Source organism: Brevundimonas sp. (assembly GCF_035627475.1).
GTDB lineage: Bacteria > Pseudomonadota > Alphaproteobacteria > Caulobacterales > Caulobacteraceae > Brevundimonas.
Genome location: NZ_DASPLR010000014.1, coordinates 1 through 15,886 on the forward strand (window position 1 = coordinate 1; position 15,886 = coordinate 15,886).

General features: G+C 70.2%; 17 protein-coding genes and 1 tRNA gene. 12 read left to right on the forward strand and 6 right to left on the reverse strand.

Translation table 11 applies throughout. The features are described from left to right. Window positions 1-117: 117 nt before the first annotated feature. Entirely contained in the window at window positions 118-912 is a 795-nt protein-coding gene (gene lptB, locus VEA62_RS03220) for an LPS export ABC transporter ATP-binding protein (protein ID WP_324818320.1), read from the forward strand. Here the strand turns inward: lptB and VEA62_RS03225 are convergent, their stop codons facing one another. Then, entirely contained in the window at window positions 913-2,211 is a 1,299-nt protein-coding gene (locus tag VEA62_RS03225; protein ID WP_324818322.1) for a M20/M25/M40 family metallo-hydrolase, read from the reverse strand. 247 nt (window positions 2,212-2,458) lie between these two features. Here VEA62_RS03225 and VEA62_RS03230 point away from each other — a divergent pair, with 247 nt between their 5' ends. Further along, a complete protein-coding gene (locus tag VEA62_RS03230; RefSeq protein WP_324818325.1) occupies window positions 2,459-2,815 on the forward strand; it encodes an endonuclease domain-containing protein in 357 nt (118 codons plus the stop codon). Between the two features lie 96 nt (window positions 2,816-2,911). Here VEA62_RS03230 and VEA62_RS03235 read toward each other — a convergent pair whose 3' ends face one another. Further along, complete coding sequence (locus VEA62_RS03235) at window positions 2,912-3,175, reverse strand: hypothetical protein (RefSeq protein WP_324818328.1); 264 nt, start codon at window positions 3,173-3,175, stop codon at window positions 2,912-2,914. A 487-nt stretch (window positions 3,176-3,662) separates the two neighbouring features. Here VEA62_RS03235 and rpoN point away from each other — a divergent pair, with 487 nt between their 5' ends. The 3 genes from rpoN (at window position 3,663) to ptsN (ending at window position 6,456) form a co-directional block, all read left to right on the forward strand. Further along, window positions 3,663-5,183, forward strand: coding sequence for an RNA polymerase factor sigma-54 (rpoN, locus tag VEA62_RS03240; RefSeq protein ID WP_324818331.1), 1,521 nt, complete (start codon window positions 3,663-3,665; stop codon window positions 5,181-5,183). Window positions 5,184-5,245: 62 nt separating this feature from the next. Then, the gene (hpf, locus tag VEA62_RS03245) at window positions 5,246-5,911 is read left to right on the forward strand and encodes a ribosome hibernation-promoting factor, HPF/YfiA family (RefSeq protein ID WP_324818334.1); all 666 of its coding nucleotides are present in this window, start codon (window positions 5,246-5,248) and stop codon (window positions 5,909-5,911) included. A gap of 77 nt (window positions 5,912-5,988) precedes the next feature. Continuing rightward, on the forward strand, window positions 5,989-6,456 hold the full coding sequence (gene ptsN / locus VEA62_RS03250; protein ID WP_324818337.1) for a PTS IIA-like nitrogen regulatory protein PtsN: 468 nt from the start codon (window positions 5,989-5,991) through the stop codon (window positions 6,454-6,456). 206 nt (window positions 6,457-6,662) lie between these two features. Here ptsN and VEA62_RS03255 read toward each other — a convergent pair whose 3' ends face one another. The 4 genes from VEA62_RS03255 to VEA62_RS03270 form a co-directional block, all read right to left on the reverse strand. After that, complete coding sequence (locus VEA62_RS03255; protein ID WP_324818339.1) at window positions 6,663-6,920, reverse strand: DUF1150 family protein; 258 nt, start codon at window positions 6,918-6,920, stop codon at window positions 6,663-6,665. An 87-nt stretch (window positions 6,921-7,007) separates the two neighbouring features. Then, a complete protein-coding gene (locus tag VEA62_RS03260; protein ID WP_324818341.1) occupies window positions 7,008-7,427 on the reverse strand; it encodes an Hsp20 family protein in 420 nt (139 codons plus the stop codon). A gap of 156 nt (window positions 7,428-7,583) precedes the next feature. Further along, a tRNA-Ala gene (locus VEA62_RS03265) sits at window positions 7,584-7,659 on the reverse strand. Window positions 7,660-7,821: 162 nt separating this feature from the next. Further along, window positions 7,822-8,298, reverse strand: a complete 477-nt coding sequence (locus VEA62_RS03270) for a TIGR02300 family protein (protein ID WP_324818344.1) — start codon at window positions 8,296-8,298, stop codon at window positions 7,822-7,824. A gap of 126 nt (window positions 8,299-8,424) precedes the next feature. Here VEA62_RS03270 and aroA point away from each other — a divergent pair, with 126 nt between their 5' ends. The 7 genes from aroA to VEA62_RS03305 all read left to right on the forward strand — a co-directional run bounded on the left by aroA (window position 8,425) and on the right by VEA62_RS03305 (window position 15,874). Further along, complete coding sequence (gene aroA / locus VEA62_RS03275) at window positions 8,425-9,738, forward strand: 3-phosphoshikimate 1-carboxyvinyltransferase (protein ID WP_324818547.1); 1,314 nt, start codon at window positions 8,425-8,427, stop codon at window positions 9,736-9,738. Continuing rightward, entirely contained in the window at window positions 9,735-10,385 is a 651-nt protein-coding gene (cmk, locus tag VEA62_RS03280; RefSeq protein ID WP_324818346.1) for a (d)CMP kinase, read from the forward strand. Before aroA ends, cmk begins: the two co-directional genes overlap by 4 nt. A 148-nt stretch (window positions 10,386-10,533) precedes the next feature. Continuing rightward, window positions 10,534-12,243 (forward strand): 30S ribosomal protein S1, encoded by a 1,710-nt coding sequence (gene rpsA / locus VEA62_RS03285; protein WP_324818348.1) that lies wholly within the window; start codon window positions 10,534-10,536, stop codon window positions 12,241-12,243. Window positions 12,244-12,501: 258 nt separating this feature from the next. Then, window positions 12,502-12,789, forward strand: coding sequence for an integration host factor subunit beta (locus tag VEA62_RS03290; protein WP_324818351.1), 288 nt, complete (start codon window positions 12,502-12,504; stop codon window positions 12,787-12,789). 2 nt (window positions 12,790-12,791) lie between these two features. Beyond that, a complete protein-coding gene (gene mscL / locus VEA62_RS03295; protein WP_324818354.1) occupies window positions 12,792-13,205 on the forward strand; it encodes a large-conductance mechanosensitive channel protein MscL in 414 nt (137 codons plus the stop codon). 508 nt (window positions 13,206-13,713) lie between these two features. Then, window positions 13,714-14,373 (forward strand): hypothetical protein, encoded by a 660-nt coding sequence (locus VEA62_RS03300; RefSeq protein ID WP_324818357.1) that lies wholly within the window; start codon window positions 13,714-13,716, stop codon window positions 14,371-14,373. Continuing rightward, entirely contained in the window at window positions 14,279-15,874 is a 1,596-nt protein-coding gene (locus tag VEA62_RS03305; RefSeq protein ID WP_324818359.1) for a DNA polymerase Y family protein, read from the forward strand. The genes VEA62_RS03300 and VEA62_RS03305 overlap by 95 nt, the downstream gene beginning before the upstream one ends. Window positions 15,875-15,886 lie beyond the last annotated feature (12 nt).

Consider the following 15,886-nt stretch of genomic DNA (forward strand, 5'->3'; position numbering starts at 1 on the left):
ACCTACAACACCCGCACCGAGGCGGCCGAGATGGACGGCGGCGGCCAGAACGGCCGCGTGCAGGGCGTCTTCTACCCCGAACGCAGCGGGACCTGAGCCCCGGCTCGGACTGACGCTTTGGCCCGCAAGGAACTCTCCGCCCTCAACGTCCATGACGCCCCCGCCTCCGAAGCGGCGGCCGCGGCCCCGCACCCCACCGGCCTGCGCGTCCAGAACATCGCCCGCGCCTTCGGCCAGCGGCAGGTGGTGCGCGATGTCTCCCTCCACGTCGAACGCGGTCAGGTCGCCGGCCTGCTGGGCCCCAATGGCGCCGGCAAGACCACCTGCTTCTACATGATCACCGGCCTGATCCCCCCGGACAGCGGCAAGATCTTCCTCGACGGCGAGGACATCACCGCCCAGCCCATGTACCAGCGCGCCCGCATGGGCCTCGGCTATCTGGCGCAGGAAGCCTCGATCTTCCGCGGCATGACGGTCGAGCAGAATGTCCGCGCCGTCGTCGAGTTGCACCACACCGGCCGCCAGGCCATCGCCGACGAGACCACCCGCCTGCTGGAAGAGCTGCGCATCGACCACCTGCGCCACGCCCCCGCTTCCGGCCTGTCGGGCGGCGAGCGGCGGCGCTGCGAGATCGCCCGCGCCCTCGCCGGCAAACCGTCCTTCATGCTGCTGGACGAACCCTTCGCCGGCATCGACCCGCTGGCCATCGCCGACATCCGCCAGGTCATCCGCTATCTGGCCGGCGAGGGCATCGGCGTCCTGATCACCGACCACAATGTCCGCGAGACGCTGGAGATCATCGACCACGCCTCGATCATCTCGGGCGGCGCCGTCCTGTTCGAGGGCAAGGCCGAGGACGTCATCCGCGACCCCGAGGTCCGCCGCGTCTACCTCGGCGACATGTACGGCTGATCAGTCCGAACCCAGACTCAGCCGCGAAATCAGCACCGCCGCCCGCTGCGACTGGCGCACCAGACTGTCCAGATCGACCCATTCGCCCTCCGCATGGGCCCCGCCGCCGGCGATCCCCAGCCCGCCCAGGGTGTCCACGTCCGCAGCCACGAAGCCGCTGTCGGCCGCCCCGCGCCGGGCCGGGTCGTATTCCGCCATCTCGGCCAGGCCGAGGTCGCGGTTGACGGCGTTCAGCCGCGCCAGCAGCGCCCGGTTGCCCTCGCTCGGCGCCATCGGCGGATAGCCGGTGTCCGCGAACGCCAGCTCGGCGTCAGTGTGCGGCAGGTGGTCGTCGACGATGGCCTGCATCCTCGCCCGCACCCGTTCATCCTGTTCCGGCGTCAGGGTGCGCAGGTCGCCGCGCGCAATGGCGGTCGAGGCGACGATATTGGTCTTGCCCGAGGCGGTGACGTTGAACCCCTCGGCGTCGATCTCCGCCGGCGTCCCCCCGGCGACGACCCCGACATTGTAGGTCAGGTTCGGCTCCGGCAGCTCGCGCCGGAAGCCGTCGAGGATGCGCGCCGTCTCATAGATGGCCCCATAGCCCAGCGCCTCGCCGAACACCCCGCTGGAATGGCCGGTGCGGCCCGTCGCCGTCAGGGTCCAGTTGGTCGAGCTGCGCCGCGCCACCGTGCCGAACTCGGCCCCGTCGTCGATGGCCAGGTTCTCGAACTCGAGCGCGAAATCCGCCGCCCGCCCCGCCTCGACCAGGTCGCGCCGGGCGACCGCCACCGGCGACCCGACCCGCTCCTCGTCCCCTGTCAGGACGACAGTGATGTTCGCGTCCGCCAGCGTCCCCGCCGCCTGCATGGCGCGCAGGGCGGCGACGATCACCACCACCCCGCCCTTGTCGTCGCCGATGCCCGGCCCCACAGCCCGCGAGCCCTCGCCGCGCTCGAAGGTCTGGAACGGGCTCTCCAGCTCGAACACCGTGTCCAGATGGCCGATCAGCAGCACGTTGCGGCCCCGCCCCGGATGCGTGGCGACCAGATGCCCCGCCCGCCCCGTCTCGCTCATGTCGACCCAGCGCACGGCGAACCCGAGCGGCTCCAGCTCGGCCCGGACCATCTGCCCCGTGACGCGCACCCCCGGCAGGTTCAGCGTCCCGCTGTTCTGGTTCACCAGCCGCTCCAGCAGGGCCACGTGCCGGTCGTGCTCGGCCTCGACCGTCCGCATCATCGTCCGCTCGGCGGGCGTGGCCTGCGCCAGAACGGCGCCGGGCAGGGCCAGGCAGAGCAGGGCGGTCAGGATCAGGCGCATGGGCGTTTCTCTCGCGAAGGCCCGAGGCTTGCCGATCCCCGCGGCTGAGTAAAGCAGGCGCTTCGTCCCCGATCCCCAGCCGTCATTCTCGGACTTGATCCGATGGCAACGAGAGACGGACGGAAGATCGGGCGGCCCGATCAGGTTGAAACCGATGGCCGCTTCCCACCCCTGGTCGATGCGACTTGACGTCTCCTCCCCGTTGCGAAGCAATGGGGAGGGGGACCGCGAAGCGGTGGAGGGGCTCTTGAGTTCCGCAGGGTCTGTCTCGCGAGCGCGTGTCCAGCGCCGGGCCCTGACGCCGCCGGAGGCGCGGCTTTGGGTCCGGCTGCGTCGTCGCGCCCTGGCCGGGCTGAAATTTCGACGCCAGCACCCGGTCGGACCCTATGTGCTCGACTTCTACTGCGCCGAAGCGAAGCTTGCGGTCGAAGTCGATGGCGAGAGCCATTCACACCCGACCCGCATGGCGCACGACCGCCGCAGGACCGAATGGCTGACGCGACAAGGGTTGGCGGTGTTCAGGATTCCGGCCGAAGAGGTGCGGATCAATCTGGATGGAGTGCTCGTCTCGATCCGCTCGACGGCGGAACGGCGTCGGGGGTAAGAACCCCTCCACCGCTTCGCGGTCCCCCTCCCCATCGCTGCGCGACGGGGAGGAGACGTGGGTCCGCTACCGACCCGTTGCGGACCTTATTCGCGCTCAGCCGGTGATGCCCGAACGGACGATCAGGATGCCCGCTGCCCCAACTGCGACGGCTGCACCAATGACCCGCCAGAGCAGTAGGAAACGCTGAGAGGGCTTGTAGGCGAGCAGGTCGCGCTGCTCCTCGAAATACTTTTCCGAACCGCCCTCCTTGATCTCCTGCAATCTCCGCAGGCGAGTTGCCTCGGACCGGACGGCAAAGACGCGGGGGGCGAACATGAGCGCGAGCCCGAGCGCAAGGAGAAGTGAGGGGACGATCATGCCTTGATCTGAAGGCGCAGGATGGATCGAGTCAATGTCCGCTCCCCACCCTTAGGCGACCGCCGGCTCCCGACCCGTCGCGGACTTGCCAGTCGGCATCCTTCCGCTAGGGTCTGACATCATCGGGAGGGACGGGATGGGAACTTTCAGCCTTTGGCATTGGATCGTCGTGGGCGTCGCCCTCTTCGTCCTAGGTTATCCCACAGCACGCATACTGCGGCGTCTAGGCTTCTCGCCTTGGTGGATCGTGGTCGCCTTCATCCCCTACGCAAACGTTGCCGGCCTGTGGGCCTTGGCCTTCGTGAGCTGGCCTCTCGAACGGCGGTGAGGTCAGCTCCCCACCCTCAGCGGCTCTTGCGAATGTCCGCCTTGCGAGACGGCGGCAGGATGCGCGACCGCCCCCCCGCTTAGACCCCGTTAACCGTTCCGGCCACACAGTGGCCGCAGCAAGTTTCGGGCCACTCGGCCCGGCAGGGGGCGGCGGACGGTGCTCGGACAAAGGCTGGAGATACGGCAGGGGCAGGGGCTCGTCATCACGCCCCAGCTGCAGCAGGCGATCAAGCTGCTGCAACTGTCGAACCTTGAGCTGGACGCCTTCGTCGAGGCCGAGCTCGAGAAGAACCCCCTGCTCCAGCGCGAGGACGCCGAGCCCGGCGGCGAGACCGACGCCCCCGCCGAAGCCGTCGCGGCCCGCGACGGCGCCGAACTGACCTTCGACGAGGGCAGCGCCGGTGACGCCGACCGCACCCTCGACGCCCGCTCCGACGACGTCTACGGCGACGCCAGCCCCGGCGAGCGCACCTCCGACCGGATGGAGGACGTCGGCGCCGGCGAGGCCCAGCCCGGCCTCAACGACTGGTCCCGCGCCGGAACCGGGGGCGGCCTGCCCGACGGCGAGGGCCGCGAACAGCCCGACACGCGCGACGCCACCCTGTGGGAGCATCTCCAGGCCCAGGCCTCCCAGGCCGGCTTCTCACCGGCCGACCACGCCATCGCCCTCAGCCTGATCGACGCCGTCGACGAGGGCGGCTATCTGCGCGGCGACCTCGCCGAGGTGGCCGACCGTCTCGGCGTGCCCCTCGACCGCGTCGAGGCCGTGCTGACCACCTGCCACGGCTTCGAGCCGACCGGGATCATGGCCCGCTCGGTGCCGGAATGCCTCAAGCTGCAGCTGATCGAGCGCAACCGCTTCGACCCCGCCATGGCCTGCCTGCTCGACAACCTCGACCTGCTGGCCAAGCGCGATCTGACCGCCCTGAAAAAGGCCTGCGGCGTCGACGGCGAGGACATGGCCGAGATGATCGCCGAGCTGAAGGCCCTGACGCCGCGCCCCGGCGCCGGCTTCGGCGGCGAGCCGGCCCAGACCGTCATCCCCGACGTCCACGTCCGCCCCGACCCGGCCGGCGGCTGGAAGGTCGAGCTCAACGCCGACACCCTGCCGCGCCTGATCATGGACAAGCGCTATCATGGCGTGGTCGCCGCCGGGGCCCGCTCGGACACCGAGAAGACCTTCGTCGCCGAATGCGCCGCCCAGGCCAGCTGGCTGGTCAAGTCGCTGGACCAGCGCGCGAAAACCATCCTCAAGGTGGCCTCCGAGATCGTGCGCCAGCAGGACGCCTTCCTCGCCTTCGGCGTCGAATTCCTGCGCCCGCTCAACCTGAAGACCGTGGCCGACGCCATCGGCATGCACGAGTCGACCGTCAGCCGGGTCACCTCCAACAAATACGTCTCGACGCCGCGCGGCGTGTTCGAGCTGAAATTCTTCTTCACCGCCGCCATCCAGTCGTCCGACGGCGGCGCGACCCATTCCGCCGAGGCGGTGCGTCACCGCATCAAGGCGATGATCGACGGCGAGGCGCGCGACAGCGACGTTTTGTCCGACGACCGGATTGTCGAGATTCTTAACGAGGCGGGCATCGACATCGCCCGGCGGACGGTCGCCAAGTACCGGGAAGCATTGCGGATTCCGTCGTCCGTCGAGCGCAGGCGGATGCTGAAGGCCGGCTGAAGCCTTGCCACAAAACTGTGATCGGCGTTGACACCAAACGCCATCGGTCGCGTTCTATCGGCATGCAAATCCAGGTCAGCGGTAAGCAAGTGGATGTTGGCGAAGCGTTAGGCTCGCGCATCTCCCAGGAACTCCAGGACGGGATCGGCAAATACTTCGAGCGAGGGGCCCAGGACGCCGAGGTGATCGTCGCCAAGGAGGGTCACAGCTTCAAGGTCGACTGCTGGGTCCGTCTGGCCTCGGGCCAGGTGGTGTTCACCTCCGGACTGGGCGGCGACGCCCATTCGGCGTTCACGGAAAGCCTCGACAAGCTCGAGAAGCGGGTCCGTCGCTACAAGCGCCGGCTCAAGGACCATCACATCGGACCCAAGGGCCTTTCGCCCGAGAAGACCGAGAACGCCGCCCGCGAGGTCGCGCGCAGCATCGTTCTGCGCGATCCCGATTCCGTCGAGGACGAGGCCTTCGGCGAGGCCGGCGCGCCCGGCGAACCGCCCCCGGTGGGCATGGTCATCGCCGAAACCGAGGCCGAGATCCGTACGGTCACGGTGGGCCGCGCCGTGCTGGAGCTCGACATGACGGGCTATCCGGTCGTGGTGTTCCGCAACGCGGCCCACGGCGGGCTGTCGGTGGTCTATCGCCGCCCCGACGGCAACGTCGGCTGGATCGATCCGGAGCGAACGACGAAGTCGCTCAATGGACACGGTTCGGTAAACGGTGACGCGTCATAATACTTCCCACAACGAGGCGGGTCGTCTACACGGCGCCCGCCCATCGGGAATGATCGGGTAGAGTCGGGATTAGCTTCATGGACATCGGTGATTTGCTGGCGGAGGGCGGCGTCGTCCTGCGCAGCGGCGCGTCGTCAAAGCGCCAGGCGCTGCATACCGTGGCCGAAGCCGCCGCCCAGGCCCTCGGCCTGCCGGAGGCCCGGATCATGGAAGCGCTGCTGGAGCGCGAGGCGCTGGGCTCGACCGGTCTCGGCTCCGGCGTGGCCGTGCCGCACGCCCGCCTCGAGGGCATCGACCAGGTGACGGCCGTCTTCGTGCGGCTCGATACTCCCGTCGCCTACGGCGCGGTGGACGACCGCCCCGTCGACCTGATCTTCGCCCTGTTCGCGCCGCCGCGGGACGGCGCCGAGCACCTGCGCGCCCTCGCGGCCGTGTCGCGCGCCCTGCGCTCGGCCGAAATGCGCGAGCACCTGCGTCAGGCGCGCACCGTCGACGCCATCCGCGCCCTGTTCGTCAAGGACAAGGCCCCCGCCACGGCGGCGTAGCCGTCACCCTCGGGCTTGACCGGGGGCCAGACCGTCCGGTGCTGCGCCGCGACCGCAACCGGCGCGGTCGCAGCGCCGTCCCGGCCGCACAGTCCCGCTTCGCCTCTGATCCTCGGATCAAGTCCGGGGATGACGGGAGGGGGAGGGCCGACGCCATCCTCGCCAAGCGCCGCGCTCAAGTAGCGCGAAGCGCGGTAGCGCCCTCGCTAGTGCACCGACACCGGCTCCAGTTCGTGCGCCACGGCGGCGGCGAAGGCGGTCTCGCGGTCCATCATGACCGCCAGCCGTTCGCCGTCGGCCCCGTGAACGGCGTACAGCCTCGCCTCGGGGTCGATCGCCAGGCCCGTGGCCTCGGGGAGGGGCGTCTCCGCCAGGACGTCGGCGGCGCGGATTTCGCGCACATACACCAGGTCTGGCGCGCCGAGGCCCCTGAAATCTTCCTTGGTCATTATCGTCGGCGTCATGGCGACCGCCTCCTTGTACTGAACTAACGCCCCGAGGGGCCGTGTGGTTCGGCCCCGAAATCGGCGGCCGGAGAAAACGACGCCCGGTCAGGCCGTCGTGATGGGGATGCGCCGCACCGTCGGCAGGTCTTCCGGCCGGCTCAGTTCGACATGCAGCAGGCCGTGCTCAAGTCGGGCCTGATCGACTTCCAGCCCATCGGCGAGCACGAAGCTGCGGACGAAACCGCGGCCGGCGATGCCGCGGTGCAGGAAGGCCTGCTCCGCCTTGCCGGCCTCCTCCCGCTTGCCGGCGATGGTCAGTTGCCGCCCTTCGAGGGTCACGGTCAGGTCGTCGGGACCGAAGCCCGCGACCGCCAGGGTGATGCGAACGGAATGCTCGCCCAGCTGCTCGACATTGTAGGGCGGATAGCTGTCCGCCGCCGCCCGCGCCGCCCGGTCGATCAGGGCCCGGGTGTGGTCGAAGCCCAGCAGGAAGGGGCTGTCGAACAGGATGGTGCGCGTATTCATCGTCTCATGCCCCCGAAGCAGGCCTCAGGCCGTCTGCGCCTCCCGGGATCGGCAAGGCGTCGGCCGCATGGATCAAATGGGGATCGGCCCGGCCGGGATCAACAACGCCAGGGCCAGATGGGACGAAGGCCCCGCGGTCTCCCGCGGGGCCTTCGATGGTGGAGCTAAGCGGAGTCGAACCGCTGACCTCTTGAATGCCATTCAAGCGCTCTACCAACTGAGCTATAGCCCCGAACTTCAGGCCTCGGCCTTCGGTCGGATCGTCGGGGGAAAACCGCCCCCCGGCGAGGCGGCGGAACCTATGTCAGGCCCTGATCGCGATCAAGCCCGCTTCCGCCATTTATTTTCAGCCCGTCCGGAACCGCGCGCGGCGGCCCCGGACGGGCCGGAAATCCTAGTCCTCGTCCTTGCCCGGCTTGACGATGTCGTCGTCGAAGGCGTCGTCGTCCTCGTCCTCGATGAAGGGCACGGAGTCGTCGTCATCGTCGTCGGCCAGCACGTCGTCGTCGTCGCCGGCCTCGCCCATGCCGGGCTCTTCCGTCGGATCGACCGGGGTCTCGTCGTCGTCGTCGTCCGGGGTCAGGATCGGCTCGTGGCCTTCCTCGTCGATTTCGGGCGTGACGACGGCCTCGTCCTCGTCCTCGTCGTCGCCGGCGGCCTTCTTGTCGACCTGATCCTCGGCGTCCTCGTCGACCGTCTCGTCGGCGGCGTAGCCGGCCGGGCGGCCGCGGCGGTTGCGCAGCTTCAGCGCCTCTTCAGGGTCGAAGTCGGTCGCGCATTTGGGGCAGTGGGCCGGGCGTCGGCCCAGGTCGTAGAATTTGGCCTGGCAGTTCGGGCAGACCTGCTTCTGGCCCAGTTCGGGATTGGCCACGGGGGGCGCCTCTCTCGGTGGGGGGAATTCGGGCGCGTCCCTTGCCACCCCTGAGGGCCGCTGTCAAAAGCCATCTCCGCGCCGCCTGCACGCTTCGGAGATCGCCGGGTGACGACCCCCTCCCATCTGACCGCCCGCCGCGGCTCCGCCCTCTCGGGTCCGGCCCGCGCCCCGGGCGACAAGTCCATGTCGCACCGCGCCCTGATCCTCGGCGCCATGGCGACCGGGATCACCGAAATCGACGGCCTGCTGGAAGGCGACGACGTCCTCGCCACCGCCCGCGCGGCCCTGGCCTTCGGCGCCGGGGTCGAACGGCTGGGCGAGGGCCGCTGGCGCGTCACCGGCCACGGCGGCTTCAAACAGCCCTCCGGCGTCATCGACTGCGGCAACGCCGGCACCGGCGTCCGCCTGCTGATGGGCGCGGCGGCCGGCTATCCGGTCACCGCAGCCTTCGACGGCGACGCCTCCCTGCGCAAACGGCCGATGAAGCGGGTCGCCGATCCCCTCGCCGGCATGGGCGCGCGGTTCGAGTGGCGCGGCGAGGCGGACCGGCTGCCCCTGACCCTGACCGGCGGCGGCCTCTCCGCCATCGACCACGTCCAGACCGTCGCTTCGGCCCAGATCAAGTCCGCCATCCTGCTCGCCGGACTCAACGCCGCCGGCGTCACCAGCGTCACCGAGCCCGTCCCCAGCCGCGACCACACCGAGCGCATGCTCCGCGCCTTCGGGGCCGAGGTCGGCGTCCTGCCCCACGGCGAGGGCTGGCGCGTCACCCTCAGGGGCGGCCAGGCCCTGACCGGAACCCCCGTCTCCGTCCCCGGCGATCCGTCCTCCGCCGCCTTCCCGCTGGCCGCCGCTCTCGTCGTCCCCGGCTCTCAGGTCACCGTCGAGGGCGTCATGCTCAACCCCCTGCGCACCGGCCTGTTCGAGACCTGGCGCGAGATGGGCGCCGACCTGACCGTCTCAAACCGCCGCATGGCCGGGGGCGAGGAGGTCGGCGACCTCACCGCCCGCCATTCGAAGCTCACCGGCGTCGTTGTCCCGCCCGGGCGCGCCGCCTCGATGATCGACGAGTATCCTGTCCTCGCGGCCACCGCCGCCTTCGCCGGGGGGGCCACGGTCATGCGCGGCATCGGCGAGATGCGCGTCAAGGAAAGCGACCGCATCGCCCTGATGGCCGCCGGCCTGCAGGCCTGCGGCGTCGCGGTCGAGGAGGAGGCCGAGGGCTTCACCGTCACCGGCGGCCCCGGAAACGGATCTGTCCGCGGCGGCGCGACCGTCGTCACCCACGGCGACCACCGCATCGCCATGAGCCATCTGATCCTCGGCCTCGCCGCCGCCGAACCCGTCACCGTCGACGAGCCCGGCATGATCGCCACCAGCTTCCCCGGCTTCGTCGAGTTGATGCGCGGCCTCGGCGCAGATATCGCCTCCGCATGAGCCGCGCCCTGATCATCGCCGTCGACGGTCCCGCCGCCTCGGGCAAGGGCACCATCGCCGCCCGGCTCGCCGCCCTCTACGGCCTGCCGCACCTCGACACCGGCCTGCTGTACCGCGCCGTCGGCCTCGGCGTGCTGGACGCCGGCCGTTCGCTCGACGACGCCGAAGCCGCCGAAGCCATCGCCCGCGCCCTCGACGCCAGCCACCTGACCGACACGGACCGCCTCACCGACCGCGGCGCCGGCGAGGCCGCCAGCCGGGTCGCCGGCTACCCCGGCGTGCGGGCCGCCCTGCTCGCGTTCCAGAAGACCTTCGCGCAACAGCCCGGCGGCGCCGTGCTGGACGGCCGCGACATCGGCACCGTCATCGCCCCGGGGGCCCCGGCCAAGCTGTTCGTCACCGCGACGTCCGAGGTCCGCGCGACCCGCCGCTGGAAACAGCTCACCGCCCGCGGCGAGAGCCTCGCCTTCGAGGACATGCTGGCCGACATCGTCCGGCGGGACCAGCGCGACGCCGGCCGCGGCGCCGCTCCCATGGTCCAGGCGCAAGACGCCGTCTTGCTGGATACGACCGATATGGATATAGAGGCCGCCTTCGATGCGGCCCGCCGTATCGTCGAGGCGGCGCGCGTCCGGCACGGTCTCTAGAGACCCCCGGACAAATCCAACGCTCCCACCCTCGGCTTCCGCGGGCGATCTGGCTTCATTTGCCTCGCATCCCGACGACCTGATCCCACTCTTCAACTCACCTCGCGCGGGGCCGTCCGGTCACGCGCCCTAACCGTTAGAAACCCCATTGACCGATACCCAAAGCTTCTCCCCCTCGCGTGACGACTTCGCCGCGCTGCTCGACGAAACCCTTCAGGGCCGTGACCTCGGCGAAGGCCAGGTCGTCCACGGCCGCGTCGTCGGCATGGAAAAGGACATCCTGATCATCGACGTCGGTCTCAAGACCGAAGGCCGCATCCCGGCCCGCGAATTCGGCATCGGCGAAGGCGCCGTCATCCCGAAGGTCGGCGACAACGTCGAAGTCTACCTCGAGCGCGTCGAGAACGCCCTGGGTGAAGCGGTCATCAGCCGCGACAAGGCTCGCCGCGAGGAAGCCTGGACCCGTCTGGAAGTCGTCTTCGCCGACGGCCAGCCGGTCAACGGCACCATCGTCGGCCGCGTCAAGGGCGGCTTCACCGTCGACCTCGGCGGCGCCTCGGCCTTCCTGCCGGGCTCGCAGGTCGACATCCGCCCGGTGCGCGACGTCGCCCCGCTGATGGGCAAGGAACAGCCCTTCGCCATCCTGAAAATGGACCGTCCGCGCGGCAACATCGTCGTCTCGCGCCGCGCCATCCTCGAAGAGGCCCGCGCCGAACAGCGCACCGAGCTGGTCGGCCAGCTGCAGGAAGGTGAAGTCCGCGAAGGCGTGGTCAAGAACATCACCGACTACGGCGCGTTCGTTGACCTGGGCGGCATCGACGGCCTGCTGCACGTCACCGACATGTCCTGGAAGCGCGTCTCGCACCCGTCGCAGGTCCTCGCCGTCGGCGACACCGTCAAGGTCCAGATCGTCAAGATCAACCCGGACACCCAGCGCATCTCGCTGGGCATGAAGCAGCTTCAGGCCGACCCGTGGGACGGCGTGGAAGCCAAATATCCGGTCGGCGCCAAGATGTCGGGCCGCATCACCAACATCACCGACTACGGCGCGTTTGTTGAGCTGGAAGCCGGTGTCGAGGGCCTGGTGCACGTCTCGGAAATGTCGTGGACCAAGAAGAACGTCCACCCCGGCAAGATCGTCTCGACCTCGCAGGAAGTCGATGTGGTCGTGCTGGACGTCGACGCCTCCAAGCGCCGCATCTCGCTGGGCCTGAAGCAGGCCCAGGACAATCCGTGGGACGCCTTCGTGGCCTCGCACCCGATCGGCTCGACCGTCGAGGGCGAAGTCAAGAACGCCACCGAATTCGGCCTGTTCATCGGCCTCGACAACGACATCGACGGCATGGTCCACCTGTCGGACCTCGACTGGAACGTCTCGGGCGAGGAAGCCATCCAGCGCTACCGCAAGGGCGAAACCGTCAAGGCCAAGGTGCTGGACGTCGACGTCGAGAAGGAGCGCGTCTCCCTGGGCATCAAGCAGCTCGGCGGCGATCCGATGGAAGGCGATGCCTTCAAGAAGGGCCAGCAGGTCACCGTCACCGTCACGGCGGTGGAGACCGGCGGCATCGAGGTCAAGTTCGGTGAAGAGGACGCCCCGGCGACCGCCTTCATCCGCAAGTCCGACCTGTCCCGCGACCGCAACGAGCAGCGCACCGAGCGCTTCTCGGTCGGCGACCGCGTCGACGCCATGGTCACCGGCATCGACAAGGCCTCGCGCCGCGTCTCGGTGTCGATCAAGGCGCTCGAGATGAAGGACGAGCAGGCCGCCATCGAGCAGTTCGGGTCGTCGGACTCGGGCGCCTCGCTGGGCGACATCCTCGGCGCCGCCCTGCGCGAAAAGGCCGGCTCGAAAGAGTAGGTCTCGCGCGAGCGACCCGGCCTCAGGCAGCGAGCGACCGTCTCGCGAGCGTCAGGCCACTGAAGAAAGAGGGGCGGCCGGAGATCATCCGGCCGCCCTTTTTCTTGCCGGCTCACTGCACGGTAAACGTCCAGTAACCGACATTTACGCCCCGCGGGCCTTTTGCCCCGGGCGGGCGGAGGCTAAGGAAGGGATTGCATTCGGGTTTCGGATGCACCCGTATGGCTCTGGGAAGAGCTTTGGAGGGCGGGGGCCTGCATGATCAAATCCGAACTGATCGAGAAACTCGCGGCCGAGAACACCCATCTGACCCATGCGGAGGTCGAGCGGGTGGTCAACATCGTGCTCGGGCGTATGGTCGAGGCGCTGGGTGACGGCGGCCGGGTCGAACTGCGCGGTTTCGGCGCCTTTTCGGTTCGTGGACGCCCCGCCCGCGCCGGACGCAATCCGCGCACCGGCGAGACCGTCGATGTGCCGGCCAAGGCGGTCCCCTTCTTCAAGAGCGGCAAGGAACTGCGCGAGCGTCTGAACGCCACGGATTCCTGATCGTGGGGCTGCTGACCGAGTTCAAGGAATTCGCCGCGCGCGGCAGCGTCGTCGACCTCGCCGTCGGCGTCATCATCGGCGCCTCGTTCGGCAAGATCGTCACCAGCCTGGTCGACCAGGTGATCATGCCGCCGATCGGCCTGCTGCTCGGCAGCGTCGACTTCTCAAGACTTCAGTGGGTGCTGAAGCCCGAGGATCCGGCCACCGAGGCGGTCGAGAAGGTCGCCATCCAGTACGGCGCCTTCATCAACACCGTGATCCAGTTCCTGATCGTGGCCTTCGTGGTCTTCCTGCTGGTCAAGGCCATCAACCGCCTCCGCCGCGAACAGGCCGCCGCGCCCGAGGCCGTCCCCGCGGCCCCGACCCCCACCGAGGCCCTCCTCACCGAAATCCGCGATGAGCTGAGGCGGCGGTAGGGGGGGCCTCTCCACCACCTCCACCACCACCGTCACCCTCGGGCTTGACCCGAGGGCCAGACCATCCGGTGCTGCGTCGATGACGCGCGGCCGCGCTCGTGAGGGCCGCCCCAAGGCACAGCTCGCTCTAACCTCTGATCCTCGGGTCAAGCCCGAGGATGACGAGGAGGGGGATCCATTTGGCACGCGGGAATATATTCCTCTCCTGCCCTTGATCCCGCTCCGGCCATCCCCATGTCAGACCAGCTTGGCCTTACGCCCGGCCGGTCTTTGAAATTGTGTTGTTGTGAGGCGCGGCGGCTGCAGCGGCGTCTATGGGCGCTCCGGCGATGCAGACTCTGCCGACTCTGCCCCCCCCTTTTTTCACCGCGGCGTTGCCGACCCTGCCGACTCCGCCACGGCGTTTTTCCGCTTTTCACCCGGGTAAAACTCTCCGGCGGGGACGAATCCGATTCCGCGTTTGACTCTCCGTCCCATGCGGAACAAATAATGAACATTCAGCGTCTGAATGATCATGAACCCCGCGCCCATCCTGTCACAGGACCCGTTCCCGCAGTCCGCCGCCTCGCTGGAGGAGGCCTGCGCCCCCGCGCCCCGCGACGTGGCCGCGGCCTTGCTGTTCGCCCTGTCGCGGCGGCGTGAGGGTGACGCCCGGCCGGTGCTGATGACCGCCCCCAGGGCCTGGTTCGTCGAGTATGGCCGCCCCTACGGTCCCGGGATCGCCGGCCTGCCCTTCATCCTCGCGCCGGCCTCCAGCCTGGCCGAGGCCCTGTGGGTGATGGAGCAGGGCCTGCGCTCCGGGGCGGTGTCGCTAGGCCTCGGCGCCGTCGAGGGCGCGACCCTGGCCCAGACCCGACGGCTCGATTTCGCGGCGAAACAGGGCGGGGCCGTCGGCCTGATCCTGTCGCGCGGGCTGGACGGACTCAGCGCCGCCCGCCGCCGCTGGCGCATCTCGGTCCAGCCCAGCGCCATCGATCCCGAGGATGACCGCGCGCCCGGCCCGGGGCGCCTTCTCGCCGAACTGACGCGCGGGCGGGGCGAGCGGCCCGGCGCCTGGATGCTGGAGCAGGATGATGAGACGCATCGTCTCCGTCTGGCTGATCGACTGGCCGATCTCGGTCCGCCGTCGATCGCTGGAACGGGCGCGCCGTCCGGCCTCGCCGCCTGAGCCCGCCCTCGACCCCCGCAACCCCTTCGCCCTGATCCTCAAGAACCAGCGGGGCGCGGCGGTGATCCACGCCCTGAATCCCGCCGCCCGCGCCGCCGGGCTCCGGCGCGATCAGGGGCAGGCCGACGCCCGGGCCATGATCCCGCATCTGCTCTGCCAGCCGGCCGATCCCGCCGCCGACGCCCGCGCCCTGAAGGCCCTGGCGCACTGGGCCGAGCGCTGGTCGCCCTCGGTCAGCGTCGATCCGTCCGAAGGCGGGCTGGAGGGCCTGTTCCTCGACGTCACCGGCGCGGCCCACCTGTTCGGCGGCGAGGCGGCCTTGCTGCGCCAGATCCACGAGCGGCTGGCCGGGGCGGGCATCCCCGCCCGCGTGGCCATGGCGCCCGCCCCGGGTGCGGCCTGGGCCCTGGCGCGCTGGGGCGAAGGACCGGCGCCGATCGCCACCGACGAGACCGTCCGGGACCTGCTGGCCCCCTTGCCGGTGGAGGCGCTCCGCATCGCTGGCCGCACCCTGGCCCAGGCCCGCCGCTTCGGCCTCAAGCGCATCGGCGACCTCTACCCCATGCCCCGGGCGGGGCTGGCCCGCCGCTTCCGCAAGGATGGCGGGGTCGATCTGGTCCGGCGGCTGGATCAGGCGCTCGGCCATGCCGGCGAGGCCCTGGTTCCGGTTCGCCCGCCCGCCCGCTACCGGGCGTGGGAGACCTGGATGGAGCCGCTCGGCGATCTGGATGGGGTCGCGGCGCGCCTGCCCGAACTCGCCGCCGACCTCGCCCGGCCGCTGGAGCGGGACGGGCAGGGCGCCCGGGCCCTGACCCTGACCGGCTTCCGCTCCGACGGCCGCACCACCGCCCTGTCGGTCCGCATGAGCCGTCCGGGCCGCGACGCGGGCGTCTGGTTGCGCCTGTTCCGCGAGGCCGGCCTGGGTCAGCTGGAGCTGGGCTTCGGCCTCGACGCCCTGATGCTGACCGCCGACGTGGTCGAGCCCGTGACCGCCCGGCAGGCCGCCCTGGAGAGCGAGGCGGAGACCCGGCAGGCCGAAAGCCTCGCCGCCCTGGTCGACCGGCTGACGGCCCGGCTGGGCGAGGACCGGGTGCTGGCGCCCGAAGCCCAGGACAGCTGGATCCCGGAACGGGCCGAGCGGCTCCGCCCCGCCCTCGGCCGTCGCGTCGAGGCCGATCCGGGGAACATGGGCCGCCGCCCCATCCTGCTGCTCGATCCGCCCGAGCCGATCAGGGATCCCCTGTTCGACCTGCCCGACGGCGCGCCCGCCCGCTTCACCTGGCGCCGCGCCCCCCGCCGCGTGGTTCGCGCCGAGGGACCCGAACGTCTGTCGCCCGAATGGTGGCGCGCCGCCCGCGCCCGCACCCGCGACTACTACTGCCTCGAGGACGCCGAGGGCGGCCGCTACTGGGTGTTCCGCGAAGGCCTCTACGGCCGGGAGTACGCGGGTGGTCCCGAGGAACGCGCCCCGACCTGGTGGATGCACGGGGTGCTGGCGTGACCGGCTGGAACG

Excerpts from the sequence above, each read along its gene's own strand:
- ptsN (WP_324818337.1), top strand. The coding sequence starts at position 5,989 with ATGGACATCGGTGATTTGCTGGCGGAGGGCGGCGTCGTCCTGCGCAGC.
- VEA62_RS03225 (WP_324818322.1), bottom strand. The coding sequence starts at position 2,211 with ATGCGCCTGATCCTGACCGCCCTGCTCTGCCTGGCCCTGCCCGGCGCC.
- VEA62_RS03290 (WP_324818351.1), top strand. The coding sequence starts at position 12,502 with ATGATCAAATCCGAACTGATCGAGAAACTCGCGGCCGAGAACACCCAT.
- VEA62_RS03260 (WP_324818341.1), bottom strand. The coding sequence starts at position 7,427 with ATGAATACGCGCACCATCCTGTTCGACAGCCCCTTCCTGCTGGGCTTC.
- VEA62_RS03255 (WP_324818339.1), bottom strand. The coding sequence starts at position 6,920 with ATGACGCCGACGATAATGACCAAGGAAGATTTCAGGGGCCTCGGCGCG.
- VEA62_RS03300 (WP_324818357.1), top strand. The coding sequence starts at position 13,714 with ATGATCATGAACCCCGCGCCCATCCTGTCACAGGACCCGTTCCCGCAG.
- hpf (WP_324818334.1), top strand. The coding sequence starts at position 5,246 with ATGCAAATCCAGGTCAGCGGTAAGCAAGTGGATGTTGGCGAAGCGTTA.
- VEA62_RS03235 (WP_324818328.1), bottom strand. The coding sequence starts at position 3,175 with ATGATCGTCCCCTCACTTCTCCTTGCGCTCGGGCTCGCGCTCATGTTC.
- cmk (WP_324818346.1), top strand. The coding sequence starts at position 9,735 with ATGAGCCGCGCCCTGATCATCGCCGTCGACGGTCCCGCCGCCTCGGGC.
- VEA62_RS03305 (WP_324818359.1), top strand. The coding sequence starts at position 14,279 with ATGAGACGCATCGTCTCCGTCTGGCTGATCGACTGGCCGATCTCGGTC.